The organism is Thermoanaerobacter sp. X514 (assembly GCF_000019065.1).
GTDB lineage: Bacteria > Bacillota > Thermoanaerobacteria > Thermoanaerobacterales > Thermoanaerobacteraceae > Thermoanaerobacter > Thermoanaerobacter pseudethanolicus.
Window position 1 is genome coordinate 1,942,492 of the sequence record NC_010320.1, and the last position, 14,481, is coordinate 1,956,972.

Below are 14,481 nucleotides of genomic sequence, written 5' to 3' on the forward strand. Positions count from 1 at the left end.
CTATACCTCTCCATAATTTCATAGACTTCTTTCATGTCGATACTTTAACCTGCTCCTGAATGGGTGCCTGCAATCATTAAAGCTTTACACAACTTTGAGTTGCTCCTTTCCATTTAGCGATGGAATGACGTAAGGAGTATGTGTGATGGGATTTTCAAACACTTCCACATCTATTGAAAAGGCTGATTTTATGTTGTTCAATGTTAAAACACTTCTGGGAGACCCAGATGCTATTATTTTGCCTTCTTTCATAATGAAAATCTCATCACAAAACTGTGAAGCGAGGTTAATATCGTGAAGCACAATAATTACAAGTATCCCTTTTAAGGATAAATCTTTTACAAGAGACAGTATTTCAACTTGGTATTTTATATCAAGTTGAGAAACTGGCTCATCCATGAGTAAAATTCGAGCTTTTTGTGCTAATGCCCTTGCTATATACACTCTTTGCCTTTCACCGCCGCTTAACTCTTTTATACTTTTGTCTTTAAACTGCCATGTATTTGTAATTTCCATGCACTCTCTTACAATATCTCTGTCCTCTTTTTTCTCCGACTGAAACCTTTTAAGATAAGGAATTCTTCCCATCATTACCACGTCATAACAGCTAAATTCAAAGTCGTAAACTATATCTTGAGGCACATACCCTATATATTTTGCCTTTTCTTTTATAGTAAAGTCTTTGATATTTTTCCCTAATATAAAGACATCCCCAGCTGCTGGCTTTAAATAGCCTGATATATTTTTTAAAAGAGTAGTCTTACCACTGCCATTAGCTCCTATTATTCCTAAAACCATATTTTTGTTTATGGTAAAATCTATTCCTTTTAAAACTTCCTTTTCTTCATAAGAAAAGTGCAAATTATCCACCTGTAAAATAGCCATATCATCACATTCCTTCACTTTTTTGTTTGCTCTTTATTAACAGATATAAAAAGAATGGTCCTCCAAGTGCTGCTGTAATTATCCCAATTGGAATTTCCATTGGCTTTAAAATAATTCGTGCTAATAAGTCTGCAAAAGTTAAAAATATCGCTCCTGATATAGCACTAAAAGGTACAAGAATTCTATTGTCAGGTCCTACAATAAGCCTTGATATATGAGGCACAATAAGTCCCACAAAACCTATAATTCCACCAACTGACACAGCAGTTGCAGTCACCAAAGACCCTGTAATAAGAATTATTTTCTTGACTAGTTCTGTGTTGACACCTAAATGTTCGGCAACTTCTTCTCCTGTCAATATCGCATTTACATCCCTTGAAAATACATACATCACAAAAGAGCCAATTACTATTATAGGAGTAGTAAAGACCACACTATTCCAATTTATGAGGCTAAATCCTCCCATAGTCCAAAAAACAATTCGAGAAAACTCATCATGGTTTAAAAGCATCATGAGAGAGATAATTGCAGACATAAAAGCACTTATAGCTATACCTGCCAATAACATTGTGGTCATGGATACTCTTGTGCCAGTTTTAGAAATAGTGTATACGAAAAATACAGTCATTAAAGAAGTAACAAAAGCCATAAAACTCAGTCCAAATATTCCAAGCCCCAAAATTATCGCAATAGTAGCTCCAAAAGCCGCTCCTGATGATACACCCAATACATAAGGGTCTGCCATTGGATTTCTCAAAAGCCCTTGAAAAAATGTCCCAACAACAGAAAGTCCCATACCTACAATCGCAGATTCAATAGCTCTTGGAAGTCTTAAATTAAGGATTATTGTCCTAGAGGTTTCACTGCCACCGCCCAAAAAAACATTTAAAATCTCCTGCAGGGGTATTTTTACCGCCCCTGCAGAAATTGATAAAATCATGGTAAAGACAAGCAGTGAAAAGGCTGTACCAAAATATATCCCTTTTTTTACTCCCACTTTACTTAAATGCCTCCGGATGTAAGAATTTTGCGATTTCTTCAAGTCCTAAAACAATTCTATTAGAAGCTCTTGATATTATGTCGTCATTGCTTATCACAAATACTTTGTCATTTTTAACAGCATTAGTATCTTTATATCCTGCCATGTTTTTAATGTCTTTCACATCCCCTGCATGAGGAGAAGTTATTATCACATCTGGATTTTTCTTGACTAATTCTTCTACGCTGTACTGCGCCCAACCATTTACATCCTCTGCAACGTTTTTGCCACCTGCAAGGTTTATGAGCTCATCAATAAAAGTCCCTTTTCCAGATGTCCAGTTTCCGTCAAGAGAGACAAGATAAAATACGCTGACTTTCGGAAGGTTTTTGACTTTGTCGTTTATTTCTTTTATTTTGTCCTGCATTTCTTTGATTATTTCTTCACCTTTTTTCTCAGTACCTGTTATTTGGCCTATTATTTTTATAGATTGGTATATCTGGTCAATGTCTTTAGCCTCTAGCATCACGACGGGTATACCCATTTTTTCTAAAGATTCCATTTGCTCTTTACCGGAAAGAGTGGAAGCAAATATTATATCAGGCTTTTGAGCAGTAATCGCTTCTACATTTGGCCCTTTAAACCCCCCCACTTTGGGTACATCCTTGACCTCAGGTGGATAATTGTCAAAGTCTGTAACACCCACTACTTTATTTCCTGCTCCTAAAGCATATATAAGCTCTGTTGTAGAAGGCGCAAGAGAAACTATCCTTTGGGGTTCTTTCTCTATAGTTACTTCTCTTCCTAAAAAGTCTGTAACTTTTAAAGGAAACTGTGTTTTTACAATTTCAGTTGCTGTTTGAGATGTATCTTGTGGCTTTGTAGCATTGTTTGTTGAACAAGCCGCCAGTGAAAACATTAAAGCAAAGACTACCAATAAAGCAAGTAAACCTTTAAATCTTCTCATAAGTACCCTCCTAATTTAAATTTTTCAAGTATCAAAAAAAGACCTACCCCACGGAGGTAGACCTTTTTTGCCAAAATTAAGCATAAAAATTCCATTCCACCTTCCCTCCGAAGGCGAACTTCCGAAATCTTATGGCAGGTCTCCTGGCTCGCGATTCATCTTCCACCCTGCCTTCCCACCCGGCACATCTCTTGAACGCCAAGCAGTGGCTTATTAGGGCTTCATCCTCGCTCACAGTAGCGGGGGCTGCAGCGGATTTTCACCGCTTTCCCTTTTAACTTCTCAAGACCATAAGATTTTTTGTATTCACTTGTACACCTATATATTTAATTACTCATTATTTATAAATCTATTTATAACTCTATGCGTTGTGGCATTTAGAAGCAAGGTAAAATTTAATTAACTTATTCCCGCTAAAAATTTTATGCTAGTTTTTACATTGCAGACTTGAAAATATTAATAATATCTTCTAATGTTGCCTTTTTAGGATTTGTAAAACCACATACATCTTTTAATGCATTTTGCGATAACTCTTTAATGTCTTCTTCTTTTACCCCCAGTTCTTTTAACCTCGATGGTATACCAATCTCTTGAGAGAGCTGGTTTATGCTTTCAATAATTTTGCCTCCTATTTCTTTTGTTGTTAATTTATCTACATCTATACCCATCGCTTTCGCTATATATATAAGTTTATTTTGAACTGCCTCAAGATTATATTCCAAAACATGAGGTAATAATACGGCATTACATACACCATGAGGAAGATCGTAAAATCCTCCTAATTGATGAGCCATAGCATGGACATAACCTAAACCTGCGTTATTAAAAGCAATCCCCGCCAAGAACTCTGCATATGCCATCTTTTCTCTTGCTTCAATATCATTTCCATTTTCTACCGCTCTTTTAAGGTAGTTGAATATAATTTCAATAGCTTTCAAAGCAAGTGCATCTGTAAATGGATTTGCATCAATCGAAATGTAAGCTTCAATAGCGTGAGTTAGTGCATCCATGCCACTTGCAGCTGTTAGAGATTTTGGCATACCTATCATCAAGAGAGGATCATTTACTGCTATTAGAGGTGTAATGCGCCAATCCACAATTGGCATTTTAATACGTTTTTCTTCATCTGTAATTATAGCAAATTTAGTAACTTCACTACCTGTTCCAGCCGTGGTATTTATAGCAACTAGGGGCAGTAATAATGCACTATTCCAACCACCACACTTTACTTTGTCTAGACGCTCTACCTCATCAATGAAATTCTTCTCTTTAGCAATGAGGCCTATCCCTTTTGCGCAGTCATGAGCTGATCCTCCGCCGCACGAAATAATAAAATCACACTTATTCTCTATCAAAAGCTTAAGTCCATTTGTTACATTTTTAATTGTAGGGTTGGGTTTTGTTTCATCAAAGACAACATATTCTATTCCTTCTTCTTCTAAAACACTAATTACATTATTCACAAGCCCAGCTCTGACAAGTACTTTATCTGTAACAATAATTCCTTTTTTAAAACCTAATTTTTTGATCTCCCTTCCCACATCTTTTAAACATCCCACACCTATTAAATTTATAGGGGGCATATGGAATTTAAATATTTTCACATTTATCACCTCATATCAAAAACTTTTTTAAAGTTTATAGAAAATACAATCCTTCCTCAATCAATAAATAAGAATACTCTCCTAGTTTATAACTGTAATTTTTGTAAACAAGTCAGTCAACATACTTAGTTTAAAGATGACTATGTTCTCAAAAATGCTAATAAGCCGGTATGCAAAGTTTTTACTTTTGGTCTTTGACTTTTTGTATTTTTAATTTCTTGTGTTGTTTTTTTGGTTTTACAATCCACTAAATCCACTATATATACAGGAAGAACAAAGATTATTTGTTATCAAAAAAGCTCATTACTTCCGCAGTTTCCTTAGCAATCATGAGTTCTTCATTTGTAGGAATTACAAGCACCTTAATTTTCGAATTTGGTTTTGTTATTTCTACAATTTGATCGCATTTTTTATGGCTATAATTCTTTTCTTTATCATATTCTATACCAATCCATTCTAACCCAATTATAGTTCTTTCTCTTACTTCTGGGCTATTTTCTCCAATTCCTCCCGTAAAGACAATAGCATTCACTCCATCTAGAGTTGTCATGTATCCACCAATATATTTTCTTACTCTATAGCAAAACATTTCTATAGCAATTTGAGCTCGTTGATTTCCGTTGTTTGCTGCCTTCAATATATCTCTTAGATCATTGCTTACCCCTGAAATCCCCAACAACCCAGACTTTTTATTTAAAATCTCATTCACCTTTTCAACACTCATATTTCCCTTTTGCATAAGATATATAACAATTGCAGGATCAATTGAGCCGCTCCGTGTTCCCATCATTAAACCTTCTAAAGGTGTAAAACCCATACTCGTATCTGAAGACTTCCCTTTTTTTATAGCACAGATACTTGCTCCATTTCCTAAATGACAGGTTATCAAATTCAACTCTTCTACTCTTTTATTCAAGTATTCTGCAGCTTTTAATGCTACATACTTATGCGAAGTTCCATGAAATCCATATCTTCTTATCTTGTGTTTTTCATACAGTTCATACGGTAAAGGGTATAAATATGCATATTCTGGGATAGTTTGATGAAATGCGGTATCAAAAACTCCTATATTGGGTTTGCCAGGTATCTTGTGTTCACAGGCTTCTATCCCCCTTATATTAGCAGGGTTATGCAATGGGGCTAAATCTATGCACTTTTTAAGTAATCTTTTCGATGTTTCATCAATAAGGGTGGGTTTTGTAAAGTATTCTCCTCCATGAGCAATGCGATGGCCAATAGCATCAATTTCATCCAAGCTGCCTAATACTCCTATTGATTGATCTGTAATAAGTTGCAAAACTTTTTGAATCGCTTCTTCATGATTTTGGATCTGCTCAGTAGTTGCACATTCTCCATTTAATGAACTATATTTTACCGTTGAGTCATTCAAACCTATTCTATCAATAATTCCTTTTGCTAATGCCAACTCATTATCTGTTTCAATTAGTTGGTATTTTACAGATGAACTTCCACAGTTAAGGACCAATATCTTCATCAAAGCTTCCTCCATTCATTCCTTCAATATTTTGTTAATTGTTTCTTCCAGTTTCTTCATCCCTTCACCCGTTATTGCTGAAACGAAAATAATATTTTCCATTTTAACTCCGCTTTCAAGTAATAGCTTTTTTCCCTTTAAAGGATTAGCTCCTTTTATATCTATTTTATTTACTACTCCAAAGATTTTTTTGCCTTCAAATGTACTGCAAAAACCAGGTGGTACTGCCATTTTACTGCTTGTCGCATCCTGAACAATAACCACTGCTTTGGCACTTAAGATTTCATTTATAACTGCATAATTGAATTTTCGTATCTCTATATATTCACCGGGAATATCTACAAATTCTCCCATATAAGTTATAGTTTGTGTCTTTAAAACATGATTTTCGCTTTTTCTAAGATTTGCTATCAATGTAGATTTGCCTGCACCTACTGGTCCTACAAATACTATTTTCTTACTCATTACTCTCTACCTTTAACTTTTTGTTATAGGGCACGGAGAAAAGTTCAAAACTCTCACAAGAGTATTCATTATTCGATGAATTGCTTCATCCACTGCTGAAATATTACCTATAATTACCAAAGAACCACTAAAACGGTCTAAAAAACCTATCTTTACTGTGGAAGTTTTCAGAGCAATATCGGCTGCAATTATTGCACCTTCCGCTGGAGTAATTGTCATAATTCCAATCGCTTCTTTTTTCTCTATTCCTAGTTTTTCGCACAACTCTATTTGAGGGCTTGCAATTATATGAGCAAGTGTAATCTGTTTGCCAGGAACATACTCCTGAATGATTCTCTGTTTTTCTTCCATCATTTATTTACACCCACATTTCTAATAACTTTTCGTTAATATTAGCAACAACAGTTGAGGAAACCAATTTTCCCTTTTGCACAGCACTTATTCCTGCATCTATTGCTACTTTAACTGCACTTATTTCACCACCTAAAACAACTATAGCTTTTCCTCCTAAAAATCTTGCTATTTTAATATCAATTATCTCAACGTTTGCTCCTTTTGCTGCCTTATCTGCAGCTTTTATAGCCGAAGAAACTGACAATGTTTCAATAATTCCTATTGAATTATAGTTCAACTTTTTTGATTGCTTTTTTCGTGGGAATACCGTACTTAAAGACGGATGAGGATTTGTTAAAACAACTTCTTCTATTACTCCTTCACTAAACACTTCTTTACCTCTAGATATTGCATTTTTTACCGCGCTTACCTCTCCCTCAATCAACACAATCAGCTTTCCAGGACATATATTATCAATTAATAGTAATTCTACAGGAGTAGCTTTTAGCATCACGTCAGCTGCGTATACTCCTCTCGTTATTTCTTTAAACTCTAACAATCCAATCGCCCGCATAAAAAATCCTCCTTTTAAAACGGTCTCATCTTCCATCAAATGTAAATTTGGGTTTTTTCTAATTTACACTTTCTTTTTCCGCTAATTCTTCTCTTTTCTTCGGCAGATTTGGAGCTATGCAGTAATCATAAATAATTGCTCCCAATACACCACCTACTAATGGTCCTATTATTGGAACAAGTAGCCAATAAGCTCCAGAAAATGCTGCCTTGTCTCCTATTAATGCTGCAAATACTCTTGGACCAAAATCACGGGCTGGATTAATCGCATAACCAGTTGGCCCACCTAAACATAATCCTATCATCAGTATTATAAAGCCTACTCCTACTGGCCAAAGGTTTGCTGCCATACCTATATTATACTGTACATCAGTTACTGCATATATTCCTAATACCAGGACTGCAGTAGCTATCATCTCGACTAAGAACGAATTAGCAAGTGTATAGCTGTCGTTAGCAGCTCCTGTATAGAATATATTCATATATCCATCTTTTATAAAATTGCCTCTATATATTACATATGCTAAACCAGCACCGCAGAATGCTCCTGCTACTTGAACTATCATATATGCTATCGCTTTTCCTAGCGGAAAGCCCCTCCTTACTACTGCTGCTAATGTTACTGCTGGATTAAGATGTGCACCAGTTACGCCTCCTGCTACGTATACTGCTATCGTCACTGCCATTGCCCACCCAAAAGCTATCACATTCCAATCGTAACCTGCACCTGTTTTGAAAATTCCAAAACCATTTAGCCGTGGTGCAAAAAGAACATTAGCCACAACTCCACAACCTAGCATAATCAACAACAAGGTTCCTAAAAATTCTGATAAAAGCTCCCCTTTTAAATTTTCTCTTTTCATAAATTATTTCTCCCTCCCTACGATAATTTATTTAGGTCTTTGCAGAATCCCAAAATCCTTATGGATTAAGGGATTCTGCTATATATTTTCAAAGGAATTCCTCCACTTTCGTCGAATTTATATAGAGAACCAAATCCCAAAAAGAAATGGAGGAAATCCTATGAAAATCAAAGCTAAACAACTTTCTCTCTCCGATATTTACGATGATGTTCAATCCTTCTTTGAAGAAGATAAACCCAAGTTTATTAAACTCTTTGATTCCTTTGTTGATTTATCTGAACTTATTCCATCTTCTTTTTATGCCCACTATTATTCCCACTTTGGACGTCATAGAGATTTTTCTCTTGAATCTATGCTCACTGCTTTGATTATCCAAAAAATTCTCTCTATCCCTACTGTTCAACTCCTTGCACATGTTCTTAAACTATCTAAAGAATTAAGAGAGCTTTGTGGCTTTAAAAGAGTCCCTCATCCTTCTCAATTCTCTAGATTTAAATCCATTTTCCTCAAAGATTTGGAGAATTTCTTCAATAATCTTGTTAATTTAACTGAGCCTATTTGTCAGGCTATTAATCCTTCACTTTCTAATATCCTCATCGCTGATACTACTGGCTTTGAACCTTATGTCAGAGAAAATAATCCTAAGTTCTTTGATTCCCTTTATAGAAATATTAAAAAGTTCTCTAAATCTAATCCTGATTTTGATGCCCACTCTTATGCTTGTTCTAAAATGCCTAAGTTCGCTCACTCTAATCCTGATGCTAAATTCTCTTATATTAATGGCCATTATTGTTACTCTATCAAAGCTACCATCCTCACTAATGGCTTAGGCATTATTCAGCATATTAGTTTCTATGACGATGATTCTTTAAATGTCAATACTGCTAAATCTGCTGCCGAGTCTAAAGATTTGTACGATTCTAAAACTTTAATCCCTTCTCTTAAGGAATTCTTTAATTTACATCCTAATTTCTCTTATAGATACTTCTTAGGTGACGCTGGGTTTGATTCTTTTGATAATTATAAATACTTGTTCTCAAAGCTTGGCATAATCCCTATTATCCCTATTAACCCTCGAAATTCTAAAAACTTACCTCAGCCTACTTTTAACTCTGATGGTATCCCTACCTGCCCCCGTGACCCTTCTCTTAAAATGTCCTATGATGGCATCGTTCGGGAAAAAGGTAGAGCTACCAGAATTAAATGGCTTTGCCCTATGTCCAAAAAAGTTAGACTAAATGGTAAAACTACTTATATCCTTCAATGTGATAACCCCTGTACCTCTTCTAAATGTGGCAGAATATTCTATACTACCCTTGATATTGATTTTAGAAAAAATACTGTTGTCCCTCGTAACTCTAAAAAGTGGTCCAAACTTTATGAAAAACGCCCTATTATTGAAAAATCTATTTCTCTTTTAAAAAGTTCTATCGCTGTTGATAGCTTTAAACTCATAAATACCAGGTCAATCAAAGCTGATGTTTTTCTTGGGGCTATCACTCAACATATTGGTTTAATTATTACTGCAAAGCTTGGTACTTTTGAACATCCTTTATCTTTGAAAAAACTTTTGGCTTGATAACTTGTTCTTATGATTTGATTTGTTTGTCATCTTTTTACATTAAAAAGGTGTGTTAAGTATTGTCTTTTTTGAATTTGTATCTTTCTTCCATTTCTCTTTTTCCGTCTTGAGTGTGCCTTTAAAATGTAATTTCTTTATTTTGTTCCTTGTAATGTAACTTTTTTACTCTAATATTTATCTCATTTTGCAATCACCTAATAATTTATTTTTTGTTGTTTTTAGAATTAAATAATCATTTTTACAATCTTATCTGCAAGTTTCTTAACCAGTTGGAAGATGAGACCGTTTTTCTCCCCCCTCTCAATTTTTCGCCTATACTTTAAACTATCCTAAAAGCATCAACTAACACACATCTTCTTTGTCTGGTAAATGTTCTTGCTGAAGTCAAACCCTCACCCGTAGGTCCTGCAATGGTAAATGTTGTATATCCTTCTCCTCCAAACCCTATCCCCGCATATGAAGGAGCATTTTTAACAAAGATGGTAGTTTGGATAGCTCTTGCAAATGCAGTCATGTTTTCTACATTCTTTGAATGCATCATTGCAGTATGTCTATTACCACCTTCTGCTTTTACAGCAAGATTTATAGCTTCTTCTACAGTAGGTACTGTTACAAAAGGGATTACTGGCATGAGCTGTTCGTGGTATACAAGGGGATGTGAAACATCAACTGGCATTACTACTAATCTTATGTCCTTACCTGTTTCGATACCTATCTGCGATAGGATAAAATGAGCATCTCTTCCTATTAAATCTTTATTTATAGCCCCTCCTTGGAATATTAGTTCTGTCATTCTGTCAATATCTTTACCGTGTAATACATATGCACCTTCTCTTTTCATTCTTTCAAGCAACGTATCAGCGATTCTCTCAACAGCGATTATCTCCTTTTCCGCAATACATGGTAAATTGTTGTCAAAGCTTGCACCACATGCAATATCATGTGCTGCTTTTACTATATCTGCAGTTTCATCAACTACTACTGGTGGATTACCTGCTCCCGCGCCAATCACCTTTTTGCCACATCGCAAAGCTGTCTGAACGACTGCTTTTCCTCCTGTTACAACTACCATATTTACTTCAGGATGCTCCATTAATTTTTGTGCCGTCTGTATTGTGGGGTTATTTATACTGCAAACTAATCCGTTTGGTGCCCCTACTTTTAAAATTGCTTCATTTATTATTTCCACTGCCTTGTTTGAAGTCTTTTTAGCACTTGGATGAGGATTGAACACAACTGCATTCCCAGCTGCAAGCATACTAATTGTATTGTTAATAATGGTAGCTGTTGGATTAGTCACTGGAGTTATAGATGCTATAACTCCTACTGGCGCCATTTCAACTAAGGTTAGCCCTCTATCCCCCGTCCATGCTGTTGGTTTTAAGTCTTCTGTACCAGGCGTTTTTTTAGCAGCTAATATATTCTTCGCTACCTTATCTTCTACTCTACCTCTCCCAGTTTCACTACATGCTATCTCAGCTAATAGTCGGGCATTGTTTACACACGCTTCTCTTATTGCCGCTATTATTTCTTCCCTTTTTTCCAAGTCCATAAGTGCAAATTTCTTCTGTGCTTCTTTTGCACATTCTACTGCTTCGTTAACATCATTAAAAATCCCAAGATCCGGATTATCCTTTTCCTTTTTTTCTTCTGCTTCTTTTAAATTTATTTCATTTAATATTTTTTTTGTAATAGTAACTACCAAATTTTCATCAATCATTTTGCAAGACCTCCTCACTTATATAAAATTTCTAAAATGTGCTCCATTTCTTTTACACAAGAAGTTGCTACAGCAATATCTTCCTCCACACTTCCTCCACTAACTCCTATCCCGCCTATTAACCGTCCTCCCCACCTTAATGGTATCCCGCCACCAAATGTTACAAAATTTAAACTACTAGCATTATTTATCCCATATAATTCACCACTTGGTTGAGCTAATTCATGCAGCTCAGAAGTTTCCATCTTTAACAAAACTGCTGTTTTTGCCTTGTTAATAGCAAGTTCAATACTTCCTAGCAGGGCACCTTCCATACGCTCAAATGCTATTAAATAACCATATTCATCTACTACTGCAATACACATAGGTTTTCTTATTTCTTCTGCTTTTTCCTGAGCTTTCTGAATAATGTCTTTCACAATCTTAAATAGAATCTTTTCCTCTTTCATTTCATTGCTCACCTTTTCTTTTACACTTTTTGAAATTTCAGTTACTGCCTGTTTAATAATTTCTTCTGTTTCCTCAAATAAGGCACAACAGTATAGAAAATCAGATAATCTGTTGAGATACATTAAAATTTCTTCTCTTATATTTTGGCTCCTCTTAAGTTTTACAGCTTCCCTTTCTGCCCTTCTTACAACTGTTCTCGCAAGATGTAAAGACGAGGAAGACAAATAAGGTCCAGGTAAAATAAAATCCCTAGGCAATTTAATATTTTCAGTAATTTCATCTATTTTCTTTTCCACCCATTTAACTTCTTCTTGAGTAAGCCGTACTTCTAGTTTTTCAGGCTCTAATGTTGCCAGTTCACTGTTAAGAATAAACAAGTCTTCTTCTATTTTTTGCAAATAGCCCCTTACTTGTTCCCTTTTTACACACGACCTTGCCAGCGAGATTGCACTTATAGCCTCATCAACTGTCCCATAGGTTTCAACTCGTTGGTCACACTTTTCTACCTTCCTGCCTCCAATTAGAGATGTTTCTCCCTTATCCCCCACTCTGGTATATATCCTCATTTCAAGCTCGCCTCTTCTATTTCAATATTATCTACAATTCCCACTATAGCCGCATCTATAGGAACACTTTCATTCGCTGCAACTCTCGTTGCAGTACTTCCTCTTACAATCAAAACTGTCTCCCCAATTCCAGCACCTACTGTATCTACTGCTACTAATAGTTCACCATTTTTACTTTCTTCTTTTTCATCTGCTTTGTTAATAAACTTCATAGGCTGTACTATTAATAATTTTGTCCCTATTAAAAAGTCATTCTTTTTTGTTGCAACTACATTTCCTACCACCTTTGCTAATTGCACTTTACCCACACCGCCTTACTTTTTACTTACTTTTTAGATTATGTTTTTATAACTTTTAATTGGTTGTCACGGATAAAGTCCATTGCCAACGGTGTTATTATTGAGTCTTTTGCTATCTCAATTGTATCTATCTTCCCTTTTAACCCTATTATATCTTCTCGAGTTATTATTTTCTTTTCTAATCTGATATTTTTCGCTCCATTATAGTAAGAATTTTCCCTTTTGCTTTTTTCTTCTTTATTTATTTTTTCTGCAATTGAAAAGCTATTACTATTAAGATAACCTAGTACTTTTTTTGCCAGCTCAAATGAATTACAAAGTTCTATCCCATAGCTTTCAATGTCTTTGAAAATCTTGTCGTAAGAATTTTTTAAAGCAGGTGGGAAATTCGAAAAACCTAACTCTCTCCACGTCTCTACGTTTAGATCTGCAGCATCCCTTACTGCCACTATTGGAACGTCTGATAATACACAATTAATTGCAATTTGAGTTGGAAGGGTATCTAAAATAAGATGGGATATTTTTGAAGCAGTATTTCTTGTCAAGGTTGCAAAAATGACCATGTTATGTTTTTGAACACATTCTCTTGCGTTTATAGCTTCACCTTCTTCAATAACCTCCACACTCTCAAGCTGGTCAGAGATCATTTTTTTGTTAAAAATTTGCGACGCTGCCCTAGAAAATACAAGAGTATATTCTACCATACTGTTTTCTTTTATTTTTTTCAGCTCGTCTAGCGATATATCAAAATTTACTTTTCCACCAGTAAAAACTACAAGAATTTTTTTTGAAAGAAACTTTTTTACAACTTCCTCTACTATTCTTTTTATCATTTCAATTGAAATATCACTCATTTAAATTCACCCCTTCTCACAGGAAAGAGCTATGCCTAATGGAGTTATAAAAATAGGATACTGAGGGACTATCACTTTTTTCCTTGTCGTATTTTCTACTACTTCTTTCAAACCATGCAATGCACTTGCTCCTCCTACTAGATAAATAGTATCTATATTGTCAAAAGAAAAAGTATGCCTTTTTATAATTTCAGCTACTTTCTCCATGCATGGTTTTAAAATAGGAGTCAGCAATTTCTGCCTTTGGACATCTAGTTTTATTTTCTCTGCCTCTTCAAAACTGATGTTGAAATGTCCCGCAAGTACAAGTGTAAAATGCGTACCTCCCGTAGGCTCATCTGCAACATATACGACCTTCCCATCCTTCAATACAGAAATTCCTGTTGTGCCTCCTCCTATATCCACCACTATACCATCCATAATTTCTAGCAGTTTTGCAGCTGCGGTTGGTTCATCTACCACCTTTATTACTTCTAAACCAGCTTCTTCTACGACATATTTTGTTGCTTTTGACACTCCTTCCCCTGTCCCAGGAGGAATAGCACATGCCGCAACTCTAAGTTTCCCTTCTAACTCTTCATTCAGGAAATCTACCATTCTCTTCACTATCTCTTTTGCCCCCACAAAATCTACTACTACACCATCTTTTACAACCTGGGCACTCTTCATTGCCCCTGCAACTGGTTCATTATTCTCATTTAGCACTGCTACAACTACATTTGCTGTTCCTAAATCAACCCCTATCTTGTATTCTTTACCTTTTTTTTGAGGCTTTTTGTTTATAATATTTGCAAATTTCTCACATATCTTTTCAGATATTTTAGGTACAACTTTTGTATCCATCTC

The 14,481-nt window shown here is 35.3% G+C and carries 15 protein-coding genes and 1 riboswitch; of the genes, 1 reads left to right on the forward strand and 14 read right to left on the reverse strand.

Annotation, left to right across the window (positions count from 1 at the left end; genetic code table 11):
* Positions 1-84: 84 nt before the first annotated feature.
* The 9 genes from TETH514_RS09715 to TETH514_RS09755 all read right to left on the reverse strand — a co-directional run bounded on the left by TETH514_RS09715 (position 85) and on the right by TETH514_RS09755 (position 8,164).
* Positions 85-885, reverse strand: a complete 801-nt coding sequence (locus TETH514_RS09715; RefSeq protein WP_009052513.1) for an ABC transporter ATP-binding protein — start codon at positions 883-885, stop codon at positions 85-87.
* A gap of 4 nt (positions 886-889) precedes the next feature.
* A complete protein-coding gene (locus TETH514_RS09720) occupies positions 890-1,882 on the reverse strand; it encodes an iron ABC transporter permease (RefSeq protein WP_009052514.1) in 993 nt (330 codons plus the stop codon).
* Position 1,883: 1 nt separating this feature from the next.
* Positions 1,884-2,831, reverse strand: a complete 948-nt coding sequence (locus TETH514_RS09725; RefSeq protein WP_009052515.1) for an ABC transporter substrate-binding protein — start codon at positions 2,829-2,831, stop codon at positions 1,884-1,886.
* 115 nt (positions 2,832-2,946) lie between these two features.
* Positions 2,947-3,139, reverse strand: a riboswitch (cobalamin riboswitch).
* Between the two features lie 126 nt (positions 3,140-3,265).
* Positions 3,266-4,414: an iron-containing alcohol dehydrogenase gene (locus TETH514_RS09730; RefSeq protein ID WP_029687714.1), complete on the reverse strand. Its 1,149-nt coding sequence runs from the start codon at positions 4,412-4,414 to the stop codon at positions 3,266-3,268.
* A 301-nt stretch (positions 4,415-4,715) separates the two neighbouring features.
* Positions 4,716-5,930, reverse strand: coding sequence for an acetate/propionate family kinase (locus tag TETH514_RS09735; protein WP_009052517.1), 1,215 nt, complete (start codon positions 5,928-5,930; stop codon positions 4,716-4,718).
* Between the two features lie 15 nt (positions 5,931-5,945).
* A complete protein-coding gene (locus TETH514_RS09740; RefSeq protein ID WP_003870152.1) occupies positions 5,946-6,395 on the reverse strand; it encodes a EutP/PduV family microcompartment system protein in 450 nt (149 codons plus the stop codon).
* A 12-nt stretch (positions 6,396-6,407) separates the two neighbouring features.
* On the reverse strand, positions 6,408-6,749 hold the full coding sequence (gene eutS / locus TETH514_RS09745; protein ID WP_003870151.1) for an ethanolamine utilization microcompartment protein EutS: 342 nt from the start codon (positions 6,747-6,749) through the stop codon (positions 6,408-6,410).
* Between the two features lie 4 nt (positions 6,750-6,753).
* Positions 6,754-7,302, reverse strand: coding sequence for a BMC domain-containing protein (locus TETH514_RS09750; RefSeq protein ID WP_003870150.1), 549 nt, complete (start codon positions 7,300-7,302; stop codon positions 6,754-6,756).
* Between the two features lie 58 nt (positions 7,303-7,360).
* Entirely contained in the window at positions 7,361-8,164 is an 804-nt protein-coding gene (locus TETH514_RS09755; protein WP_009052518.1) for an MIP/aquaporin family protein, read from the reverse strand.
* Positions 8,165-8,324: 160 nt separating this feature from the next.
* On the opposite strand from TETH514_RS09755, the gene TETH514_RS09760 reads away from it, so the two are divergent.
* Positions 8,325-9,743, forward strand: coding sequence for a transposase (locus TETH514_RS09760; RefSeq protein WP_009052519.1), 1,419 nt, complete (start codon positions 8,325-8,327; stop codon positions 9,741-9,743).
* A 322-nt stretch (positions 9,744-10,065) separates the two neighbouring features.
* On the opposite strand, the gene TETH514_RS09765 is transcribed toward TETH514_RS09760, so the two are convergent.
* Genes TETH514_RS09765 through eutJ form a run of 5 tightly spaced genes read right to left on the reverse strand, consistent with a single transcriptional unit; the run spans position 10,066 to position 14,478 of the window.
* Positions 10,066-11,466, reverse strand: coding sequence for an aldehyde dehydrogenase family protein (locus TETH514_RS09765; protein WP_003870148.1), 1,401 nt, complete (start codon positions 11,464-11,466; stop codon positions 10,066-10,068).
* A 14-nt stretch (positions 11,467-11,480) separates the two neighbouring features.
* Positions 11,481-12,482 (reverse strand): cob(I)yrinic acid a,c-diamide adenosyltransferase, encoded by a 1,002-nt coding sequence (locus TETH514_RS09770; RefSeq protein WP_009052520.1) that lies wholly within the window; start codon positions 12,480-12,482, stop codon positions 11,481-11,483.
* Positions 12,479-12,781, reverse strand: a complete 303-nt coding sequence (locus TETH514_RS09775; protein WP_003870146.1) for a EutN/CcmL family microcompartment protein — start codon at positions 12,779-12,781, stop codon at positions 12,479-12,481. Before TETH514_RS09775 ends, TETH514_RS09770 begins: the two co-directional genes overlap by 4 nt.
* A gap of 38 nt (positions 12,782-12,819) precedes the next feature.
* Entirely contained in the window at positions 12,820-13,635 is an 816-nt protein-coding gene (locus tag TETH514_RS09780) for a flavoprotein (protein ID WP_003870145.1), read from the reverse strand.
* A 6-nt stretch (positions 13,636-13,641) separates the two neighbouring features.
* Positions 13,642-14,478, reverse strand: a complete 837-nt coding sequence (gene eutJ, locus TETH514_RS09785; protein ID WP_003870144.1) for an ethanolamine utilization protein EutJ — start codon at positions 14,476-14,478, stop codon at positions 13,642-13,644.
* Between the last annotated feature and the right edge of the window lie 3 nt (positions 14,479-14,481).

What these genes read in the sequence shown, in the direction of transcription:
- TETH514_RS09765 (WP_003870148.1), bottom strand. Translation starts at nt 11,466, where the DNA reads ATGATTGATGAAAATTTGGTAGTTACTATTACAAAAAAAATATTAAAT.
- TETH514_RS09735 (WP_009052517.1), bottom strand. Translation starts at nt 5,930, where the DNA reads ATGAAGATATTGGTCCTTAACTGTGGAAGTTCATCTGTAAAATACCAA.
- TETH514_RS09750 (WP_003870150.1), bottom strand. Translation starts at nt 7,302, where the DNA reads ATGCGGGCGATTGGATTGTTAGAGTTTAAAGAAATAACGAGAGGAGTA.
- TETH514_RS09730 (WP_029687714.1), bottom strand. Translation starts at nt 4,414, where the DNA reads ATGCCCCCTATAAATTTAATAGGTGTGGGATGTTTAAAAGATGTGGGA.
- TETH514_RS09760 (WP_009052519.1), top strand. Translation starts at nt 8,325, where the DNA reads ATGAAAATCAAAGCTAAACAACTTTCTCTCTCCGATATTTACGATGAT.
- eutJ (WP_003870144.1), bottom strand. Translation starts at nt 14,478, where the DNA reads ATGGATACAAAAGTTGTACCTAAAATATCTGAAAAGATATGTGAGAAA.
- TETH514_RS09755 (WP_009052518.1), bottom strand. Translation starts at nt 8,164, where the DNA reads ATGAAAAGAGAAAATTTAAAAGGGGAGCTTTTATCAGAATTTTTAGGA.
- TETH514_RS09740 (WP_003870152.1), bottom strand. Translation starts at nt 6,395, where the DNA reads ATGAGTAAGAAAATAGTATTTGTAGGACCAGTAGGTGCAGGCAAATCT.
- TETH514_RS09715 (WP_009052513.1), bottom strand. Translation starts at nt 885, where the DNA reads ATGGCTATTTTACAGGTGGATAATTTGCACTTTTCTTATGAAGAAAAG.
- TETH514_RS09780 (WP_003870145.1), bottom strand. Translation starts at nt 13,635, where the DNA reads ATGAGTGATATTTCAATTGAAATGATAAAAAGAATAGTAGAGGAAGTT.
- TETH514_RS09725 (WP_009052515.1), bottom strand. Translation starts at nt 2,831, where the DNA reads ATGAGAAGATTTAAAGGTTTACTTGCTTTATTGGTAGTCTTTGCTTTA.
- eutS (WP_003870151.1), bottom strand. Translation starts at nt 6,749, where the DNA reads ATGATGGAAGAAAAACAGAGAATCATTCAGGAGTATGTTCCTGGCAAA.
- TETH514_RS09770 (WP_009052520.1), bottom strand. Translation starts at nt 12,482, where the DNA reads ATGAGGATATATACCAGAGTGGGGGATAAGGGAGAAACATCTCTAATT.